The sequence below is a fragment of the Pseudomonas sp. NDM genome (genome assembly GCF_003105095.1).
Classification (GTDB): Bacteria; Pseudomonadota; Gammaproteobacteria; order Pseudomonadales; family Pseudomonadaceae; genus Aquipseudomonas; species Aquipseudomonas moraviensis_A.
Genome location: NZ_QETJ01000001.1, coordinates 40,029 through 65,168, shown reverse-complemented (window position 1 = coordinate 65,168; position 25,140 = coordinate 40,029). Strand labels below are relative to the sequence as shown.

The following is a 25,140-nucleotide window of genomic DNA, read 5'->3' as shown; positions in this document are numbered from 1 at the left end:
AACTTAACGACCGCGAACCGCTTGTTCCAGCTCGGCAAAGCTTGGACGGTGCGCCGGGTACAGAACCTTGCGGCCGAACTCGACCGCCAGCGACGGCGGCATGCCGGATGCCGAAGCCACCAGCGAGGCCTTGATGGCTTCGTAGACGTTCAGCTCTTCCTTGGCATCGTGGGCCAGGGAATGCGCCAGCGGGCCGAAGAAACCGTACGCCGCGAGAATACCGAAGAAGGTACCGACCAGTGCCGCACCCACGTGCAGACCGATCGACGCCTGGTCGCCCTCGCCCAGCGAGGCCATGGTCACCACAATACCGAGTACCGCCGCGACGATACCGAAACCGGGCATGCCGTCGGCGATGCCGTTGACCGCGTGCGATGGGTGTTCGAGGTCTTCCTTGAGGCTGTACAGCTCCATGTCGAACAGGCCTTCCAGTTCATGCGGGGCCATGTTGCCGGAGGACATGATGCGCAGGTAATCGCAGACGAACGCGGTCATGCGTTCATCCTTGAGCACGGCAGGGTACTTGGCGAAGATCGGGCTCGCGGCGGCATCTTCGATGTCGCCCTCGATAGCCATCATGCCTTCGCGGCGGCTCTTGTTGAGGATCTCGTAGATCAGCCCGAGCACTTCCAGGTAGAAGGTGTGGGTGAAGCGCGAACCGAACATGCTCAGGGATTTCTTGAGCACGTGCATCGTCATGTAACCGGGGTTGGCCTGGAGGAAAGCGCCGAGGGCCGCACCGCCGATGATCATCACCTCGAAGGGCTGGATCAGGGCGGCAATCTTGCCGTGGGAGAGCACGTATCCGCCGAGCACGCTCGCGAATACGACGATGATGCCGATAATTTTAGCCATAGGTAGAAGGTACTTGTTTAAGTCGGGTTCAAGGTCATATTCGGAAGTTAAAAAATCTCTTCTTCTACTTATCGGCAAAACTGCGCCAGACTATAGCCAGTTCAGGCGAAAAGCCAATTTAGCCCATGCCGGGCGCGTCTACAGTCAGTGAAGATCTCGTCCAGACATGGCTAATGAAACGAACATTCCATCGGTAAAACCGACTACCCTCCAGGCGTGGGTCAAGCTGCTCGACAGCGTCCGCCTGCCCGTGCCGCAAGAGGCTCACGACAAAGTCTGCCGGGCAATCCGCGACAACCGCAGCTCGCTGCGCGATATCGCCGACCTGATGCAGGACAGCCCGGCGCTGGCCTTGAGCATCATCCGTGAGGCGAATCGTCACACCCACGGCACGATGGCTGCGCCGGCGGAAAATCTTGAGGTGGCAATCAATCGCCTGGGCCTGGCCCGTACCGAAGAACTGCTCGCGCGCCTGCCCGCCGAAGCGCACATGCAGATCCCCAAGGCCCTGCGCCAGTTGCAGTTGATCAGCCAGCATGCGACGCAACAGGCCAACGGTTTTTTCGCCAGTCGCCTGGCACGGCTGTGGCAGGACATTCATTGGGGCAGCCTGTTGTTCCTCTCGCCGCTGTGGCCGTTGGCGCTGACCTATCCCCAGTTGCTCGAAGAGTGGGAATTGCGGGTGATCCACAAGGGCGAATCGGCACGTGTGGTTGAAAAACAGTTGTTCGGCGTGCGCCTGTTGAAAATTGCCGAGGCACTGGTGCATGCCTGGCACCTGCCGATCTGGGTCGAGCAAGGCTACAAATTGCTGCTCAGCGAACAACGCGAACTGGTCAAAGTGCTGCGCATCGCCCGTGACAGCGAACACCCGCTGCGCCAGCAGAACCGCCTCGACGATGACCCGACGCTACGGCGCTGGCTCAACCAACCGGCGAATACCGTGCTGCTGGCCAACGGCCTGGCGCTGTCGGCGCAACAGGCCTGGGACAGTCCGCACAGCAAACGCTGGCAGTACCTGACCAGCCTGTACCTGCAAATCTCGATGGACGAAGTGCAGCAGCAGTTGCACCAGCAAGCGGCGAACAGCGCACGTCAGCATGCAATGCCCGATCTGTGGCACCCGGCAGTTTCGCTGATCTGGCCGTGGGGCAGCCGTCGCTTGCCTGCCGGCATGCTCCCGGCAGCAGCACCCAATTCGGAAGATCTGGGCCAATGGCGTCGGCAATGCGCCGAGCTGCTCGCCGAGCCCAGCCGCTTCACCAACGCGATGAGCCTGACCGTCGCTGCCCGCGAGGCACTGGTGGCCAGCGGCATGCGCCGGGTGATGATTCTGATGGCTGACCGCACCCACTCGACCCTTCGCGTGCAGCAAACCGCTGGCCTGCCGAAAGACGCGGCGGCGCTGAGTTTTGTCGTCAGCCAAAGCAAAGTCCTGCAGCGTCTGCTCGCCCAGCAGGCACAGGTGCGAATCACCCCGGAGAACAACGCCCAGTTCTCCGCCTTGTTACCTGCGGGGCTGCGCACGCTGTTTCGCGGCGAGCATCTGTTCCTGCGGTCACTGGTCAACAACGGCCGGGTGATCATGATCGTCGTCGCCGATCAGGGCGGCGGCCCGTTTGCCGACATCACCGTGCAAGCCTTCGGCAAAACCGCGCAGTGCATAGAAAAAGCCCTGCACAGCTTTAGCAGCCGTGGCCAATGAGCCTGCGCTACAATCCTCCCCTTTGTGCTCTGGAGACCTCACATGTCTGACTTCTCTGGCTTGCCGCTCGTCATCGAGCCGAGCGACCTGCTGCCGCGCCTGGAGTCCCCGGAACTGATTCTGGTGGACCTGACCAGCCCTGCCCGGTATGCCGAAGGTCACTTGCCCGGCGCACGTTTTGTCGACCCGAAACGCACCCAGCTCGGCCAACCGCCGGCGCCGGGACTGATGCCGGCGAAAGCCGATCTGCAAGCGTTGTTCGGTGAGCTTGGCCATCGCAAGGACGCGGTCTACGTGGTGTATGACGATGAAGGCGGCGGTTGGGCCGGGCGCTTCATCTGGCTGCTCGACGTCATTGGCCACGACAAGTACCACTATATAGACGGTGGCCTGCCGGCCTGGCTGGCGGCCGGCATGCCCATGTCGATCCAGGTGCCCGCCGCGGTCGGCGGCCCGGTGTCGCTGACCCTGCACGATGAACCGACCGCCACCCGCGAATACCTGCAAAGCCGTCTCGGCGCCGCCGATCTGGCGATCTGGGATGCGCGCGGGCCGCTGGAATATTCCGGCGAGAAAGTCCTCGCCGCCAAGGGCGGCCACATCCCCGGCGCGGTCAATTTCGAATGGACTGCCGGCATGGATCAGGCACGCCAGCTGCGCATTCGCACCGACATGCCGCAGATCCTCGAAAACCTCGGGATCACCAAGGACAAGGAAATCATTACCCACTGCCAGACCCATCACCGGTCGGGCTTCACTTATCTGGTGGCCAAATCCCTCGGTTATCCGCGGGTCAAGGGCTACGCCGGTTCCTGGGGCGAATGGGGCAACCACCCCGACACGCCTGTCGAGATTCAAGCTTCCAAGGACAACTAATGAAAGAGCGTCTGTTTATCCTCAGCCAATACCTGCTGCCGCATCACCTGCTGTCGCGCCTGGCCGGCTGCATCGCCGAATGCCGCGTGCGCTGGTTCAAGAATGCCTTCACCCAGTGGTTTGCCAAGCGTTATCAAGTGGACATGTCGCAAGCGCTGGTCGAAGACCTGACCGCTTACGAGCACTTCAACGCATTCTTTACCCGTGCCCTGAAAGACGGCGCGCGTCCGCTGGACGAAACCCCGGGCGCGATCCTCAGCCCGGCCGACGGCGCGGTCAGCCAGCTCGGCCCGATCGAGCACGGTCGCGTGTTCCAGGCCAAGGGCCACAGTTTCAGCGTGCTCGAATTGCTCGGCGGTGATGCGGCCAACGCCGCGCCATTCATGGGCGGTGACTTCGCCACCATTTACCTGTCGCCGAAGGACTACCACCGCGTGCACATGCCGCTGGCCGGCACCCTGCGCGAAATGGTCTACATCCCGGGCCGGATCTTCTCGGTGAATCAGACCACCGCCGAGAACGTTCCCGAGCTGTTCGCCCGCAACGAGCGCGTGGCGTGCATCTTCGACACCGAACGCGGACCGATGGCGGTGGTGCTGGTCGGCGCGATGATTGTCGCTTCGATCGAAACCGTGTGGGCCGGTCTGGTCACGCCACCAAAGCGCGAGTTGAAAACCTTCCGCTACGACGAAGCCGCGCGCGCACCGATTCACTTGGAGAAAGGCGCTGAACTGGGGCGCTTCAAGCTGGGTTCGACGGCGATCGTGCTGTTTGGCCCGGATCAGGTGAAGTGGGCCGAAGAGCTGGTGGCCGGCTCGCCAGTGCAGATGGGCCAGGGTCTGGCACTGCCAAAAGCGTGATCCTGTTCGCGGAAGCAGCCTGGGCTGCTTCCGCAAACCGCGGCAATTGCTGCTATGGTTTTGCTCATGAGCCAAAACCTCTTCCCTCCCAAGTTACGCGCTCCGACTCCGACGCAAACGCGCCTGTCGTTCTGCGACGCCACCCCGCGCGACCTCAAGCGCTGGATCGCTGGCCTGCCCAAAGCCAACATCGGCGAAACCGCGCGCCTGCTCTATCAGGGCCTGGGCGAACTCAACCTGCTGCTCACCCCCAGCGATAATCGCCTGCAACTGCTGGAGTTGCTGCGGCCCGAGGTGTATTTCGTCTGCCAGCATCTGGAACGGCATTTTTTGCATCAGGCGATCATGCTCGACGAGCGCTCGCGCAAGGTCAGCAACCTTTGCCAGGCGCTGCAGGGTCAGCTGGCCATCGGCTATAAACAGATCGTCCTGCGCATCCTGCCCAAATACAGCAAGGACCGCGCGACGCTGGTCAGCACCGCAATGCAACGCGCCGCGCATGCGCTGAAGGCGCAACTGGTGCGCGCCACGCAGCTGTACAGCTCACCGCCGGAACACGTGTGGTTCGAACTGCATCAGCTGTATCGCAGCGCTGCGCAATTACAGCTGCACCAACGGCGGCTGCGCGATGATCTGGCGTTTTTGACCAGCGAACTGAGCGTCGAGCAGACCTACATCGCCGCACTGCTATTGGGCAGTGCCCGTTGCAATCAATTGCGCCAGAGCCAGATAGCCAGACTGGCGGAGGTGATCGAGCCATGGAGCGCCCTGCTCAAGCTGCATCCGGGCAGCACAGACGACGGTTTGTTTGCGGTCAGCCCGGAACTTGATGTCGGTCCACGCTATCGCAAGATGTTTCGCAGCGAACAACAGAGCGGACTGCTGGGCTTCGATCCGCAACCGCTGGTCAAGCAGCTCGAAACGCATTTACGGCAGCAGCCGACCTCGACACCCTTACCCGTCTCCGCCGGCCTCAGCATCGATACCCTGCAACATCTCCACGCCACCTGGGGCCAGGCTGCCGAACGCAGCTTCCATCGCAGCGCCGGGCAAGGCACATTGACCGTGTGCGTCGGCATGAGCGCCCTGCACTTCTACCTCGGCGGCGAGCGCACCTTCAGCGAATTGCTCAAACATCCCGGTGCCCGCGCGGCAAATTTCAGCAGCGTGGTCGCCAACGGCGAAAAGGACAGCTGGAGTCAGGCGTTCGACGCCGCACCGCAGAGTAACGATGAGCTGTTGCCGTACGAAGAAATCCAGTACGACCAATTAGCCGAGGATGAAGGCCCCGGCAACGCGCCGAACTATCCGACCTACGCCTTGCCCGTGATCAACCACAGCCCCGGCGGCTATTGCCTGGCCTGGCCGAGCGAGGTGCCCGCCGAATTGCAGGCCGGGGAAATGCTCGGCATTCAGGACAGCGAAAGCAGAGGCTGGAGCATTGCGGTGATTCGCTGGATCCGCCAGGTACGCGGCAGCGGCACGCAGATGGGCATCGAACTGGTCGCGCCACACGCCCAGCCGTGCGGCCTGCAACTGGTGCGTTCAAAGGACGATCACGGCCATTACTTGCGCGCTTTGCTGCTGCCGGAGATCAGCGCGATCGACTTGCCGGCCACCGTACTGGCGCCGCGCCTGCCGTTTCAGGAAGGCAACAAAGTGCTGATCAACACTCAAGGCGAGGAACACCGCGCCGGGCTGGATCGGCGGGTGGCGAGTACCCACAGTTTCAACCAGTTCGCCTATCGCTCGCTGGATCCTGCGCAGAATGGCGGGGGTGAAGAGGATTTCGATTCGTTGTGGAATTCGCTCTAGACCGAGGCGCGGCCTTCGCGAGCAGGCTCGCTCCCACACTGGAATGAGGTTCCCTGTGGGAGCGAGCCTGCTCGCGAAGGGGCCGGTTCAGGCGCTCAAGAACTCAAAGCTGCCCGTCGCGATCGCGGAAGCCCAACAGATACAACACACCATCGAGACCCAGCGTTGAAATCGCCTGCTTCGCCGACTGCTTGACCAGCGGCTTGGCGCGGAACGCCACACCCAAACCGGCAATTGCCAGCATCGGCAGGTCGTTGGCGCCGTCGCCGACGGCAATGGTCTGCTCCAGGCGCAGACCTTCCTTGTGCGCCAGTTCCTTGAGCAGATCCGCCTTGCGCTGTGCATCGACAATCGGCTCGATCGCCACGCCAGTGCACTTGCCGTCGATCACTTCCAGCTCGTTGGCGAACACGTAGTCGATGCCAAGTCTGGCTTGCAGCTGTTTGGCGAAATAAGTGAAGCCGCCGGACAGAATCGCGGTTTTGTAACCGAGGCGCTTGAGTTCGGCGAACAGGGTTTCGGCGCCTTCGGTCAGACGCAGCGAGGCGCCGATCGAGTCAAGCACGCTGACGTCGAGGCCCTTGAGCAGGGCCAGACGCTCTTTGAAACTGGCACGGAAATCCAGTTCGCCGGCCATCGCGCGCTCAGTGATTTCCGAAACCCGATCACCTACGCCTGCTGCCTTGGCCAGCTCATCGATGACTTCCGCTTCGATCAGCGTCGAGTCCATGTCGAATACCGCCAGGCGCCGGTTGCGGCGGAACAGCGAATCTTCCTGAAAGGCGATGTCGACGTTCAATTCCTGCGCGACGCTGAGGAATTCGGCGCGCAAGGCCTGCGGATCGGCGGCTTCGCCGCGCACGGAGAATTCGATGCAGCCCTTGCCCTTGTCGGCCGGGGTGTCCAGCGGCATGCGCCCTGACAAACGGTCGATATGGTCGATGTTCAGGCCATATTTGGCGGTAATCGCGCTGACAGCCTGCAATTGGCCGGCGGTGACTTTGCGCGTCAGCAGAGTAACGATATGGCGTTTCTTGCCCTGATTGCCCACCCACTGCTGGTAATCCTCTTCGGACACCGGGGTGAAGCGGACTTGCTGGTCGAGTTCGTAGCCCTTGAACAGGATGTCCTTGAGCACCGACTTGCCCTGCTCGGAATCGGGAATTTCAACCAGGATGCCGAACGACAGGGTGTCGTGGATCACCGCCTGACCGATGTCGAGAATGTTCACACCACCTTGTGCCAGAACACCGGTGATGGCCGCCGTCAGACCCGGACGGTCGACTCCCGTGATGTTAATCAGGACGATTTCGCGCAACGCGCACCCCCGCAACTGGAAAAAAACCGCATTCTACCCACTTTCAGTGACCATCGGGCACCGCGAGCGCTTTGCCGGTCTGGGGCCTGTCGCTATACTGCGCGTCAACTTCACGGACAAAGAGCCGAGCTCAAGTGAACCGGCCCACGCCAGTCAAAACCGATAACTTCTTCCTGCTGATCTTCCGTGCACTGCGCCACCGCCGTGTACCGATTGCATTGCGCATTGCCAGCCACAACGTGATCCTGGTCGCTCTGGCCCTGGTGATCTATGCCGGGGTGATGGGGCTGCAATTCAAGCAGGCCATGCACGAGCAGGCCGATGCGCTGGGCGAAAGCCTGACCACGCAGACCGCCACCTCCGCCACCGAGCTGCTGGTGTCCAATGACATCCTCAGCCTCAACGTGCTGCTCAACAACCTGACCAAGAACAAACTGGTGGCCCATGCGGCGATCTACAGTGTGGATAACCGCATCCTCGCCGAGTCCGGTCAGCGGCCCAAGCACAGCCTGCTCGGCGAAGCCGAGGGCATGTACGAGAGCAAGATCACTTTTCAGGACGTGACCGCCGGGCAACTGCGCATCAGCCTGGACATGGATCAGTTCCAGCAGCCGATGACCATCAGCCTGCAGAGCATGGGGATTTTGAGCGCGATTCTGCTGGCACTGTCGCTGGCCCTGAGCCTGCGCATGGGTCGTTATCTGTCGACGCCGCTGCTGCAATTGCGCGTATGGCTGCGCCGGATTGACGCACACACGCCGGGCATCGATCGTCAGGATGAAATCGGCGATCTGGCGCGCCAGCTGCACGCCAGCTACGCCCCGGAACCCGAGCCTGAGCCTGAACCCGAGCCGGAATTCGCCGAGGATGAAGGCGAGCCGGAATTCGAGGTGCGTAACCTGCGCGATCCGAGCTTCGACGAAAGCCGCCCGCTGGCCGCGAAGAAACCCGCACCGCGCCACTTGGTCAGCACCGTCGAAGACGATGATGACGATGATGCCTTCGCCGACCTGCGCGACGAATCGATCACCGGCGCCGCACAACCGCTGACGCGCAAACCGACCCCTGACGTGCCACAGCACACTGCGGTACTGGCCGTGCAACTGGGTTCGCAGGAACAACTGCGCCGCCTGCCTCGCGCACGTCTGGAAGAATTGCAGGAACGCTATCGCGACTGCCTCGAGCAGGCGGCTTCGCTGTATCAGGGCGAAATCGAAACCCTCAACGATGGCAGCACGCTGCTGCTGTTCCACACCGAAGATTGCGGCGACGACTACCTGACCAATGCCATCTGCTGCGGCGAACTGCTGCGGGCGCTGGGTCATCAGTTGCAGATCGAGGTCGCGGACAGCGGCATCACCCTGCAACTGCAGCTTGGCCTGACCCTGGGCGATGAGTTGTTCGGTCTGAGCCAGATTGATCTGCTGCTGACCGATTCGGCCCAGGATGCACTGGCCTTGTCGCAGCACAGCCGCAACCTGCTGCTGGTCGAGCGCAAGATCAGCGATGACGCGCTGATCCGCCAACGTGCGCGGATCCGGCCGATCGCCAGCCCTGAAGGCGCTTGCTGTGTCGAGCGGTTGATGGAGCCTTATCCGTCGATGCTGGAGCGGCAACTGGCGCGGATGCATGAGCGCCGGGCGTAAGGCTTGGGCCTGATACGCAAAAGCCCGCAGATGAGTGATTGTCTGCGGGCTTTTTTGTGTGCGGCGTTATTGGGATGGTGGTATCCCTGAAAAGCCCCTCACCCTAGCCCTCTCCCCGAGGGAGAGGGAACAGATTGGGGGACGACATGAACGTTTGGCTGTGAATCCATAATCGCCAAGATCTTTCAGGTCGATGTAAGACGCCAGACACCTCGGTCGGTCCCCTCTCCCTCCGGGAGAGGGCTAGGGTGAGGGGCTTTTGATCTTCCACCCCACCTCCAGACACAACAAAGCCCGCACAAGGCGGGCTCTGTTCTGACTCGTTCCAGCCTCAGAAGCGAAACACTTCCATATCGGTACGAATCGGCGAGGCCATCGGAATCTTCGGTTGCTTCTCGGCATCCGCCGCCGGCGATGCAGGTTTCGGCGCGGCTTTACGCGGGGCCTCGGCCACTGGCGGCTGGTTGGCGAGTGGCTTGAGCGCCACCGACAGTTGCTCGGCCAGACGCTGCAACAGGATCCCCTGCGCCTGCACCTGCGAAGCGGTGCTGCCAGCGTGCAATTCCTGCAGATGAATGATGCGGTTATCGCGCACCTTGCCGCGACGATCGATCAAACGCCATTGCGCATCGAGAATCGCCGGTTGTTTCGCACCCGAGTCCAGACGGGTGATGGTCAGCAGCACCTGCACATCCGGGGTGAATCCGGCGGTAGCAGGCGCCAGGACCACACGCTGGCTGTCCAGGTGACCGGCGACCTGACGCATCAGCAATTGATCGATATCCGACGAAAGGCTGCCCGCCCAACGACCGTCGGTCGCCGCTTGCAGGCTGCCGTCCGGTTGACGTTGCAGCAGGGTTTCGCGCTGAAGGTAATCGGCCACAACCACCGGCCCCAGCAAAACCGCCATGCCCGCGCTTTGTGCAGGCTGAACCGGACTTCCGCTGTCCAGTTGATACAGCGACACCGGCTGGTGAACGCTGCAACCCGCCAGGCCAAGAACGCCGGCGAGCAACAAAATAAGGGGGCGTAGAGCAGTCATCATCCCGTCCAGGTGGCCGCCACAAGGCTGACCACAGTGAAAATACTCAATAAATATGAAGAACGCTCGACCACGCCGGCGCTTGAAAGGCCATATCATCCGTGAATATGCGTTCCGACTCCAGCGCCAAAGCGTCGATCTACGCGTTTAATCGCAGATCGAACGCTCTAGGAAGGCGTTCCAGCCTAATTGAGGTTTTCGACGAGCAGCGCATCCACCCGCTGGAAGCCACGCGGAAGTTTGTTTCCGCGACGTCCACGCTCACCTTTGTAGTGCTCGAGGTCGTCGGCCTTCAGCGACAGGGTCCGTTTGCCAGCCTGCAACACCAGGGTGGCGCCTTCCGGCAGGACGGCGATGTCCGTGACATATTCTTCGCGGCTGGCCACGCGTTCACCGGTAATACCGATGATCTTGTTGCCTTTGCCCTTACCCAATTGTGGCAGATCGCTGATCTTGAAGATCAGCAGGCGACCTTCGGTCGTGACCGAGGCCAGCCAGTTCTGCTCACGATCGGCGACCGGGCGCGGTGCGATGACCTTGGCGTTGTTTGGCAGACTCAACAAAGCCTTGCCAGCCTTGTTCTTGGCTTGCAGGTCTTCACCTTTGACCACGAAACCGTAACCGGCATCCGACGCGATCACGTACAGCGCATCGTCTTCGGGCATCAGCACGCATTCGAACGAAGCACCCGGTGGCGGCGTCAGGCGGCCGGTCAACGGCTCGCCCTGGCCTCGGGCCGACGGCAAGGTGTGAGCGGCGACCGAATAGCTGCGGCCGGTGGAGTCGATGAACACGGCAAACTGGTTGGAGCGCCCCGCCGCCGAGGTCTTGAAGCCGTCGCCCGCCTTGTAGGACAGACCGGTGGCGTCGATGTCATGGCCCTTGGCCGAACGTACCCAGCCTTTTTCCGACAACACGACGGTGACTTTTTCGTTCGGCAGCAGATCGTGTTCGCTCAGCGCCTTGGCTTCGGCGCGCTCGACGATCGGCGAGCGGCGGTCGTCGCCGTAGGTTTCGGCGTCTTTGAGCAGCTCGGTGCGCACCAGTTTCTTCAGCTTGGCTTCGCTGCCCAGCAGGGCTTGCAGCTTGGCTTGTTCCTTGAGCAGCTCGTCCTGCTCGTCGCGCAGCTTCATCTCTTCCAGTCGCGCCAACTGCCGCAGACGGGTGTCGAGGATGTAGTCGGCCTGAATCTCGCTGAGGGCGAAACGCTCGATCAGTTTGGCTTTCGGGTGCTCCTCGGTACGGATGATGTGGATCACTTCATCCAGATTGAGGTAGGCGATCAGCAAACCGTCCAACAGGTGCAGGCGACGTTCGACCTTGTCGAGGCGGAATTGCAGACGGCGACGCACGGTCAGCACGCGGAATTCCAGCCATTCGACCAGCAAGGCGCGGAGGTTTTTCAGCTGCGGCTTGCCGTCCAGACCGATGATGTTGACGTTGACCCGGTAGGTCGACTCCAGCTCGGTGCTGGCGAACAGATGCTGCATCAGCGCTTCGTGATCGACGCGGCTGTTGACCGGGATAATCACGATGCGGCACGGGTTTTCGTGGTCGGATTCGTCGCGCAGATCGGCGATCTGCGGTGCTTTCGACGGTTTGGCCTGCATCAGCGCGGCGATCTGCTCCAGCACCTTGGCCCCGGAGACCTGATGCGGCAGCGCGGTGACGATGATGTCGCCGTCCTCGACGTGGTACACGGCGCGCATGCGCACCGAGCCCTTGCCGGTTTCGTACATCTTCAGCAGGTCGGCGCGCGGCGTGATGATTTCCGCTTCGGTCGGATAATCCGGACCCTGAATGTGTTCGCAAAGCTGTTCGACCGTGGCTTTCGGCTCATCCAGCAAGCGCACGCAGGCGGTGGCGACTTCGCGCAGGTTGTGCGGCGGCACATCGGTGGCCATGCCTACGGCGATACCGGTGGTGCCGTTGAGCAGAATGTTCGGCAGGCGTGCCGGCAACACCAGCGGTTCCTGCAGGGTGCCGTCGAAGTTCGGGCCCCAGTCAGCGGTGCCCTGGCCCAGTTCGCTGAGCAGCACCTCGGAATAGCGCGACAGCCGCGCTTCGGTGTAACGCATGGCGGCGAAGGACTTCGGATCGTCCGGCGCACCCCAGTTGCCCTGGCCGTCGACCAGCGTGTAGCGATAGCTGAACGGCTGTGCCATCAGCACCATTGCTTCGTAGCATGCCGAGTCGCCGTGGGGGTGGAACTTGCCGAGCACGTCACCGACGGTACGCGCCGATTTCTTGTGCTTGGAATCGGCGTCCAGGCCCAACTCGCTCATGGCGTAGACGATACGCCGCTGTACCGGTTTCAGGCCGTCGCCGATATGCGGCAAGGCGCGGTCCATGATCACGTACATGGAGTAGTTGAGGTAGGCATTTTCGGTGAAGTCAGCCAGCGAGCGGCGTTCTACACCGTCCAGGCTGAGATCAAGGGAGTCGCTCATGCGGGCCTCATCGGTTCGTTGTCTGGCGCAGCAGCATGGTGCCACCGCGCTGGGTAAATTCAAGTTTGTTCAGGGCGCTCATGCCGAGCAGCACCTGATCGCCATGCAGCCCCGGCGCCACCAGTGCGCGGACATCCCGCAGCACAATGTCGCCCAATTGCAGGCGGGCAATCTTCGTTCGATAACCCTGGCTCAGGCCATTGGCCGTGCTCAGGGTCACGCCGAAACCTTCTTGCAGTTTCAAACGCTTGGCCAGATCCGCGGGAATCGCGACATCGGTGGCGCCGGTGTCGAGCATGAACTCGACCGGCTCGCCGTTGATCTGGCCGCTGGCGACAAAATGCCCTTGGGCATTGCTCGCCAGTTTCACCTCGATAAAGCCTTCGCCCTGCTCCGACGTGACCACGATGTTCGGATTCTGCTGGCGCTGTTCCCACTGACCGAAAAACTTCGTCGCGAGAAACAGCGCCGCGCACCAGGCGAGAACCATCAACACCCGACCGGCACGCTTGCCCGGCGGTTGCCGGCTCATGGCCTGGCGCTCCAGCCACCGTCCGGTGCGGCGAAGCGCCAGACCACCGGGCGGGCCTCGCCGTCGGCACGCGGGCCGAAATTATTATCGACGCCGATCCACGCGCCCTCGGCGTCAACGATCAGCGCTTCTTCCAGCCCGTAGTTCTGCGAGTAGCGACGTTTTTCCTGCAACAGTTCATCGGCATACGACCAGCATTTCTCGACCTTGGCCGTCTGTGCATCGCGACGACAGATCTCATAAGCGTTGCGTTCAAGAGTAAACAGCTTGCCGTTGAACAATGAAATGTCGGAAAAGTCGCGATGAACCGCTTTCGCCTTGGGAAACTGTGCCGGCTGCATCTCCTTGCCGCCCTCACTGAGCAGCACGCAGCGACCGTCGCAATCCCACACCGTCTGCTGGCGTTTGATCAGCAGCAGGCCGCGCTTTTGCCGTTCGGCGGCCAGCCACATCTGATCACCGGCCGGGTTGATCGCCAAGCCCTCGAAGATCGAATTGAACTTCAGCAGCAGGCCGCTCGCCCGCGCCTCGCGAACCAGCAGCGGCGAGATCTTCAGCCAGTTTGCCGGGCCGCTGACCGGCACCTGCAATACCGCTGCGTGAGCCTCACTGACGATGTAGCGATTGCCAGCGCTGTCGCAACTGATGCCTTCGAAATCCAGATCGCCACCGCGAATGAACGACGCCGCCCAGGTACGCGAGCTCAAGCCCCAAGGCAAGCCGCTTTCGGGCACCGGCGGCACGTCGATGTGCACGGTTTGCGCTTGCCAGACCGGATCGCGGGTATCGAGCCGGTAGATCTGCTCGTCATCGCGATCGGACACCGTCCACAGTTCATTGCCGCACATGGCCAGACCCGACAGGTTGCCGCCGCGCATGCCCTCGACCGGGTGCTCGGAGAGCACGCGCAGTTCCTGCAACGGCTCGGCCGACACGCTCAGCGCACTCAGCAGCAACGCACCCGCCAAGACCCAGCCAAACTGCATCAGGCCAGCACCTCGGCGAGGTTGCCTTTGGATTCCAGCCAGGATTTGCGGTCACCGGCGCGCTTCTTCGCCAGCAGCATGTCCATCATTTCCGAGGTTTCGGCGAAGTCTTCGCCCAGCGTCAACTGCACCAGACGCCGAGTGTTCGGGTCCATGGTGGTTTCACGCAGTTGCGGCGGGTTCATTTCACCCAGACCCTTGAATCGGGTGACCTGCGGCTTGCCGCGCTTCTTCTCGGCCACCAGGCGATCGAGAATACCGTCGCGCTCGGCTTCGTCGAGGGCGTAGTAGATCTCTTTGCCGAGGTCGATGCGGTACAGCGGCGGCATCGCCACATAGACGTGACCGGCATCCACCAACGGGCGGAAGTGCTGGACGAACAGAGCGCAAAGCAGCGTGGCGATGTGCAGACCGTCCGAGTCGGCGTCAGCGAGGATGCAGATCTTGCCGTAGCGCAGCTGGCTCATGTCCGCCGCGCCCGGATCGACGCCGATGGCCACGGCGATGTTGTGCACTTCCTGGCTGGCGAGTACTTCGCTGCCGTCGACTTCCCAAGTGTTGAGGATCTTGCCGCGCAACGGCAGGATCGCCTGGAATTCCTTGTCCCGCGCCTGCTTGGCCGAACCGCCGGCGGAATCACCCTCGACCAGAAACAGCTCGGAACGCATCGGGTCCTGCCCGGCGCAGTCAGCCAGTTTGCCGGGCAGCGCCGGGCCTTGGGTGACGCGTTTGCGCTCGACCTTCTTGCTCGCCTTGAGGCGACGGCCAGCGTTGTTAATCGCCAGTTCGGCCAGGGCCAGACCGGTTTCCGGGTTGGCGTTGAGCCACAGGCTGAACGCATCCTTGACCACACCGGAGACGAACGCCGCCGCTTCCCGGGATGACAGACGTTCTTTGGTCTGGCCGGAGAATTGCGGTTCCTGCATTTTCATCGACAGGACGAACGCGATGCGTTCCCAGACGTCTTCCGGCGCCAGCTTCACGCCGCGCGGCAGCAGGCTGCGGAACTCGCAGAACTCGCGCATCGCATCGAGCAGGCCCTGACGCAAACCATTGACGTGGGTACCGCCCTGCGCGGTCGGGATCAGGTTGACGTAGCTTTCCTGCACCGCGTCGCCGCCTTCCGGCAGCCACAGCAGCGCCCAGTCGACCGCTTCTTTATTACCGGCGAAGGCGCCGCAGAACGGCTCGTTCGGCAGGCGCTCGAATTCGCTGACCGCATCCACCAGGTAGGAGCGCAGGCCGTCTTCGTAATGCCACTCGACTTTCTCGCCGGTACCCTTGTCTTCGAAGCTGACCAGCAGCCCAGGGCACAGCACAGCCTTGGCCTTGAGCACGTGCTTGAGGCGGCTGATGGAAAATTTCGGCGAATCAAAGTATTTCGGGTCCGGCGCGAAGTACACGCTGGTGCCGGTATTGCGCTTGCCAACGGTGCCGACGATTTCCAGCTCGGAGGCCTTGAAGCCGTCCTTGAAGGTCATCTGGTATTCGTTGCCGTCACGTTTGACCCGCACGCGCACTTCGGTGGACAGCGCGTTGACCACGGAAATACCCACGCCGTGCAGACCGCCGGAGAACTGGTAGTTCTTGTTGGAAAACTTGCCGCCCGCGTGCAGTTTGGTGAGGATCAGTTCAACGCCGGACACACCCTCTTCCGGGTGAATGTCGACGGGCATGCCACGGCCGTCGTCGCTGACTTCCAGCGAATGGTCGGCGTGCAGGATGACCTGCACCGATTTGGCGTGGCCGGCCAGGGCCTCGTCGACGCTGTTGTCGATGACTTCCTGGGCGAGGTGATTCGGCCGACTGGTGTCGGTGTACATGCCGGGGCGTTTGCGCACCGGGTCGAGGCCCGAGAGGACTTCGATGGCGTCGGCGTTATAAGAACTAGCGCTGGGAGTGGCCATAAGGTCTCGTCGTCAGTCATTCATGAAAGAGGGGCAAGACTTCACAGCGTGGTGAAATCGATTGCCTGATACATATCGGCAGCCATGCCGGCAAAACTCAGCAACGCCGGCAATTGCCCGGCAAAGCCCTGGAAACTGTGGTCGCCGCCAGCCTGGATGCGCAAGGCACAGGCGCGGTAATACTGTTGGGCGAGGCGATAATCCAGCGTTTCGTCGCCGGTTTGCAACCAGACCTGATAACGCTGCGGATCCTGCGGCGCCGGCACTTCCAGTTCGGCCAGCGCCGTGACGTGGTCGTGGGTCAGTTCCCAGGTTTCATCGGTATAGAGGTTTTTCTGCGTGCCCAGATAACCATCGAACATCCGGTGCGGGCTGACCGCCGGGTTGACCAGCAAGGCTTTCAGGCCATGGCGCTCGGCCAGGTGAGTCGCATAGTAGCCGCCAAGCGAACTTCCCACCAGCAACGGCCGGCCCAGCTCGGCGATTGCCTGCTCGAGCTGACCGATGGCTTCGCGCGGATGGTGATGCAGCGCCGGCACGCGCAATTGCCCGCTCAATCCCAGCCGCTCCATGACCGCGACCAGCTGACAGGCCTTCTTCGAGGCCGGCGCGCTGTTGAAACCGTGGATATAGAGGATCGAACCGGACATTTGAGCTCCCTGGCTGTCGGTTTGGGTTTGCGGAGTTTACAGGGAGAGAAGATGGGATTGGGGGGTGGTTTCGAGAAATTGGTCATTCAGCGGGAGCGGCCCTCACCCTAGCCCTCTCCCAAAGGGAGAGGGGACTGATTGGGGGATATTAAAGAGATACACCGACTTGAAAGTGATTTGGCGAATCCATAATCGCCACCGCCGTTGCAGGTCGGCAGATCGCGAAAGACACCTCGATCGGCCCCCTCTCCCTCCGGGAGAGGGCTGGGGTGAGGGGCTCTTGATCGAAAATCAGTAACCTTCGGAACCGTAATCAACGGTAAAAGCAAAACCGGTCACGCGCTCCACGCCAGTTTCCAACCGCCCATCCGGCAACAACCGCAACCACCGATACCCCGGCGCCTGCTCGCCGACCTTGAAATCCGCACTCCCCGGCTCGAACTGGATGCACGTCGAAGGCGAGGCCATCAAGCGCACGCCATTGCGCTCACGATCGATTTCCTGATGCACATGCCCCCACAACACCGCGCGAACCTGAGGAAAGCGATCCAGCACTTCAAAGAACGCTTCCGGGTTGCGCAGGCCGATCGGCTCCATCCACGCGCAGCCGATCGACACCGGATGATGATGCAAGCACACCAGATGATGACGCTCCGGCGCTTCGCTCAACGAGCGCGCCAGCAACTGCAATTGATCGTCCTGCAGATAGCCCGGTACCGAGCCCGGCACGGCTGAGTCGAGCATCGTCACCCGCCAATTGCCGATATCGACCACCGGCTCCAGCAACGTGCTCTGCACCGCTGCCTCGGCCATGACCATCGGCTCGTCGTGATTGCCGGGAATCCAGCGCGCTGGCGCATCGATCTGCGCGCTCAGTTGGCGAAAGGCCTGATACGACTCCAGCGTGCCGTCCTGGGAAATATCGCCGGTGGCCAGCACCAAATCGATCCGCGGCTGTTGCCCCAACACCAGGTCGATGACCTTTTGCAGGCTTTCGCGGGTCTTCATGCCCAGCAGCTTGCCGTCCGCTTCGGCGAACAAGTGGCTGTCGGACAACTGCACGAGCAGTGCCGGGTCGGCGCTGGTCAATGTCGATACGCTGGACAAAGCGTTCTCCCGGGCTAAGGCACGCAATGAATGGGTGCGGCAATTATGCTGGGGGATGACACAAAGGGGAAACCGCCGAAGCGGACGCAGTTCACAACTAGCGAACGACTTCGTACTCGTGCCCCAACGCCAGGCAATGACTCAGCCATTCGCCCAGGAACACATTGAGCTGGGCCTTCTCATCAGGCTGGTGCATGGCGGCGTTCGGGTAAGGATAGATGCCGCGAAAGCGTCGTGCATGTTCGGCGCTGACCACTTCGGCCATGCGCGCGTCGTGATAGACCTGCACCTCAAGTTGCGGCACCGGTAACCACGGCAGGCTGTGCTCCTGGCGCACCTGCAAGGTCGTGGTGTACGGGCAGGTCTGCAGCACTTCGAGGGCGAGCACGCCGAGCATCTGCTCGCCCTGGGTCACAGCGATACGCCGCGCCTCGGGTTCGTTGCGCATGTCCGGCAGCAGTCGCATCAGGCGCGCGTAGTTGGCCTCGCAGGCGGCTTGCAGCCCCACGAGGTCAACCCGATAACGATCGCGCAGCTTGTTTACGACCATAGCCCCCTCACTTCGGCGCGGTTCAGCGCCAGCCACTGCAAGGCGATGATGCTCGCCGCGTTGGCAATACGTCCGTCACGAACGGCCTGCAAGGCATCTTCGAATGCCCAGACCGTAACGCGAATGTCTTCGGCCTCTTCTTCCAGCCCGTGCAGACCGCCGACGCCGTCGGTGCTGCAACGCCCCAGATACAAATGCACGAACTCGTTGCTGCCACCCGGCGACGGGAAATACTTGGTCATCGGCCACAACGCCTTGATGTCCAGCCCAGCTTCCTCCTGCGCCTCGCGGTGAGCAACTTCTTCCGGTTGCTCATCCTTGTCGATCAGACCGGCGACCAGTTCGACCAGCCACGGGTTGTCGGCCTTGCCCATGGCGCCGACGCGAAACTGCTCGATCAGCACCACCTCATCGCGCTGCGGATCGTAAGGCAACACGCACACGGCATCGTGGCGCACGAAGATTTCACGGTTGATCTCGCGGCTCATGCCACCGGCGAACAATTCATGGCGCAGGTGCACACGGTCGAGCTTGTAAAAGCCCTCGTAGCATTTTTCGCGCCGCACGATATCGACGGCGGTCGGAATGGCGTTGGCAAAGTCAGTCATAATCATCCTCATTACTGCACATCCTTTACGAGGTTTCTGAGTACAACCGGCAACCTCGACTTCGCGCCATCCTAACGCGCCCGCACCGTTTGATGCAGCCCCTTTACCGTCAGCGGGATGGACGGTGACGGTGAAACCCACTCTAATTAGCTTAGTGGCGAACTGACTGCCTCGTTGAGAGTCGAAGCGGTAACTTTTCGCCTTCCCCTGCTTTCGAAAGGACGCCCATGTCGCTTTTCAAAATCGCCTCTGTGGCCGCTATTGCCCTGACTCTGGGCGCGTGTGCCAGCCTGTTCCAGCCCAACTACCGCACGCCGCTGGAAACCACCCGCGACGCCTCGGAACAACTCAAACCCGGCTGTTCCAACCCCGATTGCCCGTTGGTGAACATCGACACCCTGCGCTTCCCGGATGAGCCGGCACTGGACGGCATCATCGAAAAGCGTCTGCTGCAAATGACCCGCACCGAGAAGAACGCACCCGTAGCGCCAACCCTGGCCGCCTACCGCGAGCAGTTCCTGGCCAGCGCCGGCCCGCGCAACAGCAGCTACCTGCAAGCAAAAGTACGCGAGCAGCATGACGGACTGGTGATCATCGAGCTCTCGAGCTACCTCGACACCGGCGGCGCCCATGGCACTCCAGGTCGCGGTTTCATCAACTATTCGCGCCAGCAGCACAAGGTGCTGAACCTGTCGGACATGTTGCTGCCGGGTCAGGAAGAGGCGTTCTGGAAAGCCGCGCAAGTGGCGCACAACAGCTGGCTGATCAGCACCAAACTCGATCAGGAGGCGGAATTCGTAGCGAACTGGCCGTTCGTCAAAACCCCGCACGTAGCACTGACCTACGGCGGCGTGATCCTCAAGTACGACGTGACCACCATCGCGCCTTACGCGCTGGGCCACGTCGAACTGAAGATTCCTTATCCGCGCCTGAACGGCATTCTCAAGCCTGAGCTGTTTCCCGGCCGTAACTGAAAGCCCGGCCCAGGATGAGTTGCAGCAGCCCTGCCAGCACCAGCGCCGGCAGGGTGGCGCCGACCTCCGGGTACAGATTCGCCAGCAAGTGGTAAGTGCTGACCCCACCCAGCCATGCCAGCAACGCCGGCCAGCGCAATGCGGCTGACGCGACCTGCGCACTGCGCTTGCGCAGGATGAAGTGATCGACCAGCACCACGCCGAACAGCGGCGCGAACACCGAGCCGATCAGCAGCAGGAAATTCTGGTACTGCGCCAATGGCGCCAGCAGGGCAATCAGCGTGCAGATCACGCCGATGGCCAGGGCCAGATGCTCGACTTTCAGACGCCACAGAATCCCGCTGGAAACCGCCGCCGAATGAATATCGGCGAAAGCATTTTCCGACTCATCCAACAGAATCAGCAGCAGCGGAATGCCCAGACCGGCGCCCGCCAGAGCCAATAACAACGCGTTGACTTCTCCACTCGGGGCAAACGCCAGGGTATAGGCGACGCCAAGGCTCATCAGCCAGAAATTGCCGATGAAGAAACCCACCGCCGTGCCACCGAACACGTTCTTCGCGCGCTTGCCGAAACGCGAGTAATCGGCAATCAGCGGCAGCCACGACAGCGGCATGGCGATGGCAATGTCGAAGCCCACGGCGAATGGCATCGAACCGTCACCGGCACGCGCCCACAGTGCCGGGAGGTCGGCTTTGGCGAACAGGTTCCAGGTCAGCCACAGGCACGCCGCGAGCAGCAGCCAGATGCCCCACTTGCGCAGAATCTGCCGCACGAACGTCAACGGCCCGCTCACGGCGAGCAAGGTCGCCAGCGCCCCGAAAAACAGCGTCCACAGCATCGGATTGGCCCACAGCGAGCCTTCGCTGAACGCTCGGGTGCCGAGCAGGCTGGCGGCATCGCGCATGACGATGATTTCGAACGAGCCCCAGCCGATCAGTTGCAGCAGATTGAGCAACGCCGGCAGGCTCGCGCCTTTGCGGCCGAGGCTGAGCTTCAGCGCCGCCATCGACGACAGGCCGGTGTCGCTGCCGATCACGCCGACCGCAGCCAGCAGCAGTACGCCCACCAGCGTGCCAAGGAAAATCGCCAGCAACGAGCCGGACAGGCCCAGGCCCGGCGCGAGCAATGCGCCGGTCTGCAAAACCATCAGACCGATGCCGAGGGAGAACCACAGGGAAAACAGATCGCGCCCGCCGAAGACACGCTTTGCAGCGGGGACGGCGAGATCGGGGGAATAGGTGCCGGGTTGAATGTTCACAGGAATATCTCAGGGGAGCTTATTGTTTTGGGTCGCTGATCACCCTTGTGGCGAGGGAGCTTGCTCCCGCTCGGCTGCGAAGCAGCCGCCCATCCGGTCACCACGATTCTGACTGCCAGAACGCGGTGACTGATTTTGGGCCTGCTTCGCAGGCCAGCGGGAGCAAGCTCCCTCGCCACAGGTGAACGCCGCTCGGTCAGACTTTCTTGTACAGCTGACTGCCTTCCTTCTTGAACCGCTCGGCCTGCTCCGCGAGGCCTTTGGCGACGTCCACGTCGACCGCATCGATGCGCTGGTTGGCCGCGTATTCGCGGACTTCCTGGGTGATCTTCATCGAGCAGAATTTCGGCCCGCACATCGAGCAGAAATGCGCGACCTTGGCCGAGTCCTTCGGCAGGGTCTCGTCGTGATAGGAACGCGCGGTATCCGGATCCAGGCCGAGGTTGAACTGGTCCTCCCAACGGAATTCGAAACGCGCCTTGCTCAGCGCATTGTCGCGAATCTGCGCGCCGGGATGCCCCTTGGCCAAGTCCGCTGCGTGCGCGGCGATCTTGTAAGTGATGATCCCGGTTTTCACGTCATCCTTGTTCGGCAGGCCCAGGTGCTCCTTCGGCGTCACGTAGCAAAGCATCGCGCAACCGAACCAGCCGATCATTGCCGCACCGATGCCGGACGTGATGTGGTCGTAACCCGGGGCGATGTCGGTCGTCAGCGGGCCTAGGGTGTAGAACGGCGCCTCGTCGCAGCATTCGAGCTGCTTGTCCATGTTCTCTTTGATCAACTGCATCGGCACATGGCCCGGGCCTTCGATCATGGTTTGCACATCGTGCTTCCAGGCGATCTTGGTCAGCTCGCCGAGGGTTTCCAGCTCACCGAATTGCGCGGCGTCGTTGGCGTCGGCAATCGAGCCCGGACGCAGGCCGTCGCCGAGCGAGAAGCTGACGTCGTAGGCCTTCATGATTTCGCAGATTTCTTCGAAATGGGTGTAGGCGAAGTTTTCCTTGTGATGCGCCAGGCACCACTTGGCCATGATCGAGCCGCCACGGGAGACGATGCCGGTCACGCGTTTGGCGGTCAATGGCACGTAACGCAGCAGCACGCCGGCATGGATGGTGAAGTAGTCGACGCCCTGTTCGGCCTGTTCGATCAGCGTGTCGCGGAACAACTCCCAGGTCAGGTCTTCGGCAACGCCGCCGACTTTTTCCAGTGCCTGATAAATCGGTACGGTGCCGATCGGCACAGGCGAGTTGCGGATGATCCACTCGCGGGTTTCATGAATGTGCTTGCCGGTGGACAAGTCCATGATGTTGTCCGCGCCCCAGCGAATGCCCCAGGTCAGTTTCGCCACTTCTTCTTCGATCGAAGAACCCAGGGCGCTGTTGCCAATGTTGCCGTTGATCTTCACCAGGAAGTTACGCCCGATGATCATCGGTTCCAGTTCAGTGTGGTTGATGTTGGCCGGGATGATTGCGCGGCCACGGGCGATCTCGTCGCGGACGAATTCGGGGGTGATGATTTTCGGCACGCTGGCGCCGAAACTGTGGCCGGGGTGTTGCTGATCGAGCAGGCCGGCGGCGCGAGCCACTTCCAGCTTCATGTTTTCGCGGATGGCCACGAACTCCATCTCGGGCGTGATAATGCCCTGCCGTGCGTAATGCATCTGCGTGACGTTGTGCCCGGCCTTGGCGCGGCGCGGGTTGTTGACATGGGCGAAGCGCAGTTTGGTCAGTTCCGGATCGGCCAGGCGTTCGCGGCCGAAGTTGGAGCTCAGACCGGCGAGGCGCTCGGTGTCGCCGCGATCATCGATCCACGCCGAACGCACATCGGCCAGACCTTTGCGCACATCGATGACTACGTTCGGATCGGTGTACGGGCCGGAGGTGTCGTAGACGGTGACCGGCGCATTGATCTCGCCACCGAAATCGGTCGGGGTTACATCGAGGCTGATTTCGCGCATCGGCACGCGGATGTCCGGGCGCGAGCCCTGAACGTAGATTTTTTGCGAACGGGTGAACGGCTTGACCGATTGCTCGTCGACCCTGGCCGAGTCACTGAGGTTGATCGCGTTATTTTCTTTTGTTGTCATCACGGGCTCTCCAGACAGCATCCAGCAGTGGATTGTCGGAGCAGAACCTGAAAGGCACGGACGCACCAGGACCGGTGCTGTGCATTCGTCACGAGCGTTCGATTGTCGAACAATATCCCGGACGAAGCACAAGAGGACTCGCCGGGGGACGAGAAATCTTGTTCCCTACGCAGGCGCTAACCTGATCAGGTTCAACGGGATCCGAAATTATTCGATCTCAGCCTCATAGCAAGGCACCCCGACAAGAACCCGGCCAGTCTAGACACAACCGCCGGGGAACGCCAACACCGCAGCGAACGCCTTGATGAATGGCGTAAATACACAGGCTTGCCCGATTGTTGCCGGAGCAATGCGCAACTACACTCGCTTGGCCCGGCTCAGCCTTGACGCTGCGCGGGCTGCGCCTTACCTTTGGCGCCCGGATTACTTCCATAATATTCATGCTAGGGATCGCCTCATGCTGCGCAAACTTTCACTGGCTGTTGCCGTGTCCTGTGCGTCCAACACAATGGCCTGGGCAGCGGAAGCACCCTTGTCGACCAAAACCGATCTGGTCAGCGTCTATCAGGAAGCGGTCGACAATAACGCCGATCTGGCGGCGGCCCGCGCCCAGTACGGTGCGCAGAAAGAAGTAGTGCCCCAGGCCCGCGCCGGTCTGCTGCCGAACCTGTCCGGTGGCGCCGAAGTCGCCGACGTACGTACCTCGATCGATCAGCCCTCGGCCATCGCCAACCGCAGCGCGCATTCCTACCAGGCGACGCTCGCGCAGCCGCTGTTCCGCGCTGATCGCTGGTTCCAGTATCAAGCGGCCAAGGACGTCAACGAACAGGCCGCTCTGCAGCTCTCGGCCACCGAGCAGAACCTGATCCTGCAATCGGCCGAAAGCTACTTCAACGTGCTGCGCAGCCAGGACAATCTGGCCTCGACCAAGGCTGAAGAAGCGGCGTTCAAACGTCAGCTCGACCAGTCCAACGAGCGCTTCGATGTCGGCCTCTCGGACAAGACTGATGTGCTGCAATCGCAAGCCAGTTACGACACCGCACGGGCCAACCGCATCGTCGCCCAGCGTCAGGTCGATGACGCCTTCGAGGCGTTGATCACCCTGACCAACCGTCAGTACAACTCGATTCAAGGCATCGTCCATACCCTGCCGATCCTGCCGCCAGCGCCCAACGATGCGAAATCCTGGGTCGACACGGCGGCGCGGCAGAACCTCAATCTGCTCGCCAGCAACTACGCGGTCAGCTCCGCCGAGCAGACGCTCAAGCAGCGCAAGGCCGGCCACTTGCCGACCCTCGACGCGGTGGCGAGATACGAGAAAGGCGACAACGACGCACTGGGTTTCGGCAACCCGAATTCCTTCGGCGTGCCCTACGGCGGCAACGTCGAGCAGAGCACCCTGGGCCTGCAACTGAACATCCCGATCTACAGCGGCGGGCTGACCAGTTCGCAAGTGCGTCAGTCCTATGCGCAACTCGATCAGAGCGAACAGCAGCGCGAATCGCTGCGCCGGCAGGTGGTGGAAAACACCCGCAATCTGCACCGCGCGGTGAACACCGACGTCGAGCAGGTGCAGGCGCGCCGCCAGTCGATCATCTCCAACCAGAGCGCCGTGGAAGCCACGGAAATCGGTTATCAGGTCGGCACGCGCAACATCGTCGACGTCCTTGATGCGCAGCGCCAGCTCTACACCTCGGTGCGCAACTACAACAACACCCGTTACGACTACATCCTCGACAATCTGCGCCTGAAGCAAGCGGCGGGAACGTTGAATCCGGGTGACCTGGAAGATCTGCGGCGCTATCTGAAAGCCGACTACAACCCGGACAAGGACTTCCTGCCGCCGGATCTGGCCAAGGCTGCTGAAGCACAGCTCAAAGCCCGGCCTTAAGCGTTAAAAACAAAAGATCGC

The 25,140-nt window shown here is 61.8% G+C and carries 20 protein-coding genes and 1 riboswitch; of the genes, 7 read left to right on the top strand and 13 right to left on the bottom strand.

The genetic code is table 11. The annotated features are described in order from the left end of the window. Nucleotides 1–3: 3 nt before the first annotated feature. Nucleotides 4–855, bottom strand: coding sequence for a flagellar motor stator protein MotA (gene motA, locus DCO47_RS00260; RefSeq protein WP_024011357.1), 852 nt, complete (start codon nt 853–855; stop codon nt 4–6). Nucleotides 856–1,021: 166 nt separating this feature from the next. On the opposite strand from motA, the gene DCO47_RS00255 reads away from it, so the two are divergent. The 4 genes from DCO47_RS00255 to DCO47_RS00240 all read left to right on the top strand — a co-directional run bounded on the left by DCO47_RS00255 (nt 1,022) and on the right by DCO47_RS00240 (nt 6,111). Continuing rightward, the gene (locus DCO47_RS00255; protein WP_116657184.1) at nt 1,022–2,560 is read left to right on the top strand and encodes an HDOD domain-containing protein; all 1,539 of its coding nucleotides are present in this window, start codon (nt 1,022–1,024) and stop codon (nt 2,558–2,560) included. Nucleotides 2,561–2,602: 42 nt separating this feature from the next. Beyond that, nucleotides 2,603–3,436, top strand: coding sequence for a thiosulfate sulfurtransferase (rhdA, locus tag DCO47_RS00250; protein WP_064363127.1), 834 nt, complete (start codon nt 2,603–2,605; stop codon nt 3,434–3,436). Beyond that, nucleotides 3,436–4,296, top strand: coding sequence for an archaetidylserine decarboxylase (asd, locus tag DCO47_RS00245; protein WP_024011354.1), 861 nt, complete (start codon nt 3,436–3,438; stop codon nt 4,294–4,296). The genes rhdA and asd overlap by 1 nt, the downstream gene beginning before the upstream one ends. A gap of 66 nt (nt 4,297–4,362) precedes the next feature. Continuing rightward, nucleotides 4,363–6,111, top strand: coding sequence for a molecular chaperone (locus tag DCO47_RS00240; RefSeq protein ID WP_116657183.1), 1,749 nt, complete (start codon nt 4,363–4,365; stop codon nt 6,109–6,111). A gap of 103 nt (nt 6,112–6,214) precedes the next feature. Here the strand turns inward: DCO47_RS00240 and serB are convergent, their stop codons facing one another. Beyond that, complete coding sequence (gene serB, locus DCO47_RS00235) at nt 6,215–7,429, bottom strand: phosphoserine phosphatase SerB (protein WP_116657182.1); 1,215 nt, start codon at nt 7,427–7,429, stop codon at nt 6,215–6,217. A 134-nt stretch (nt 7,430–7,563) separates the two neighbouring features. Between serB and DCO47_RS00230 the strand changes: the two genes are divergently transcribed. Further along, a complete protein-coding gene (locus tag DCO47_RS00230) occupies nt 7,564–9,075 on the top strand; it encodes an AhpA/YtjB family protein (protein WP_116657181.1) in 1,512 nt (503 codons plus the stop codon). 331 nt (nt 9,076–9,406) lie between these two features. Here DCO47_RS00230 and DCO47_RS00225 read toward each other — a convergent pair whose 3' ends face one another. The 9 genes from DCO47_RS00225 to DCO47_RS00180 all read right to left on the bottom strand — a co-directional run bounded on the left by DCO47_RS00225 (nt 9,407) and on the right by DCO47_RS00180 (nt 18,907). Continuing rightward, nucleotides 9,407–10,117, bottom strand: coding sequence for a membrane integrity-associated transporter subunit PqiC (locus tag DCO47_RS00225; RefSeq protein WP_116657180.1), 711 nt, complete (start codon nt 10,115–10,117; stop codon nt 9,407–9,409). Between the two features lie 185 nt (nt 10,118–10,302). Next, nucleotides 10,303–12,567 carry a DNA topoisomerase IV subunit A gene (gene parC, locus DCO47_RS00220; RefSeq protein ID WP_116657179.1) on the bottom strand — a complete coding sequence of 755 codons (2,265 nt, stop codon included), beginning with the start codon at nt 12,565–12,567 and terminating at the stop codon, nt 10,303–10,305. A 7-nt stretch (nt 12,568–12,574) separates the two neighbouring features. Beyond that, nucleotides 12,575–13,099: a TIGR02281 family clan AA aspartic protease gene (locus DCO47_RS00215; protein WP_042607784.1), complete on the bottom strand. Its 525-nt coding sequence runs from the start codon at nt 13,097–13,099 to the stop codon at nt 12,575–12,577. Continuing rightward, complete coding sequence (locus DCO47_RS00210) at nt 13,096–14,085, bottom strand: esterase-like activity of phytase family protein (RefSeq protein ID WP_116657178.1); 990 nt, start codon at nt 14,083–14,085, stop codon at nt 13,096–13,098. Before DCO47_RS00210 ends, DCO47_RS00215 begins: the two co-directional genes overlap by 4 nt. After that, the gene (parE, locus tag DCO47_RS00205) at nt 14,085–15,992 is read right to left on the bottom strand and encodes a DNA topoisomerase IV subunit B (RefSeq protein ID WP_024011346.1); all 1,908 of its coding nucleotides are present in this window, start codon (nt 15,990–15,992) and stop codon (nt 14,085–14,087) included. The genes DCO47_RS00210 and parE overlap by 1 nt, the downstream gene beginning before the upstream one ends. A gap of 41 nt (nt 15,993–16,033) precedes the next feature. Further along, the gene (locus DCO47_RS00200) at nt 16,034–16,642 is read right to left on the bottom strand and encodes a YqiA/YcfP family alpha/beta fold hydrolase (protein WP_042607782.1); all 609 of its coding nucleotides are present in this window, start codon (nt 16,640–16,642) and stop codon (nt 16,034–16,036) included. Between the two features lie 291 nt (nt 16,643–16,933). Continuing rightward, nucleotides 16,934–17,749, bottom strand: coding sequence for a 3',5'-cyclic-AMP phosphodiesterase (gene cpdA, locus DCO47_RS00190; protein WP_116657176.1), 816 nt, complete (start codon nt 17,747–17,749; stop codon nt 16,934–16,936). A 97-nt stretch (nt 17,750–17,846) separates the two neighbouring features. Then, nucleotides 17,847–18,299: a DUF1249 domain-containing protein gene (locus tag DCO47_RS00185; protein ID WP_016771972.1), complete on the bottom strand. Its 453-nt coding sequence runs from the start codon at nt 18,297–18,299 to the stop codon at nt 17,847–17,849. Then, on the bottom strand, nt 18,290–18,907 hold the full coding sequence (locus DCO47_RS00180; protein WP_024011344.1) for an NUDIX domain-containing protein: 618 nt from the start codon (nt 18,905–18,907) through the stop codon (nt 18,290–18,292). Before DCO47_RS00180 ends, DCO47_RS00185 begins: the two co-directional genes overlap by 10 nt. Nucleotides 18,908–19,134: 227 nt before the next feature. Between DCO47_RS00180 and DCO47_RS00175 the strand changes: the two genes are divergently transcribed. Then, nucleotides 19,135–19,881: an RsiV family protein gene (locus tag DCO47_RS00175; protein WP_016771974.1), complete on the top strand. Its 747-nt coding sequence runs from the start codon at nt 19,135–19,137 to the stop codon at nt 19,879–19,881. Here DCO47_RS00175 and cytX read toward each other — a convergent pair. Both cytX and thiC read right to left on the bottom strand, forming a co-directional pair. After that, nucleotides 19,850–21,142: a putative hydroxymethylpyrimidine transporter CytX gene (gene cytX, locus DCO47_RS00170; RefSeq protein WP_083354063.1), complete on the bottom strand. Its 1,293-nt coding sequence runs from the start codon at nt 21,140–21,142 to the stop codon at nt 19,850–19,852. The genes DCO47_RS00175 and cytX overlap by 32 nt on opposite strands. Before the next feature lie 196 nt (nt 21,143–21,338). Further along, nucleotides 21,339–23,228 carry a phosphomethylpyrimidine synthase ThiC gene (gene thiC, locus DCO47_RS00165; RefSeq protein ID WP_116657175.1) on the bottom strand — a complete coding sequence of 630 codons (1,890 nt, stop codon included), beginning with the start codon at nt 23,226–23,228 and terminating at the stop codon, nt 21,339–21,341. 145 nt (nt 23,229–23,373) lie between these two features. Next, a riboswitch (TPP riboswitch) is annotated at nt 23,374–23,479 on the bottom strand. A 206-nt stretch (nt 23,480–23,685) separates the two neighbouring features. On the opposite strand from thiC, the gene DCO47_RS00160 reads away from it, so the two are divergent. Next, complete coding sequence (locus tag DCO47_RS00160) at nt 23,686–25,119, top strand: TolC family outer membrane protein (protein WP_042607778.1); 1,434 nt, start codon at nt 23,686–23,688, stop codon at nt 25,117–25,119. The last annotated feature ends 21 nt before the right edge of the window (nt 25,120–25,140 follow it).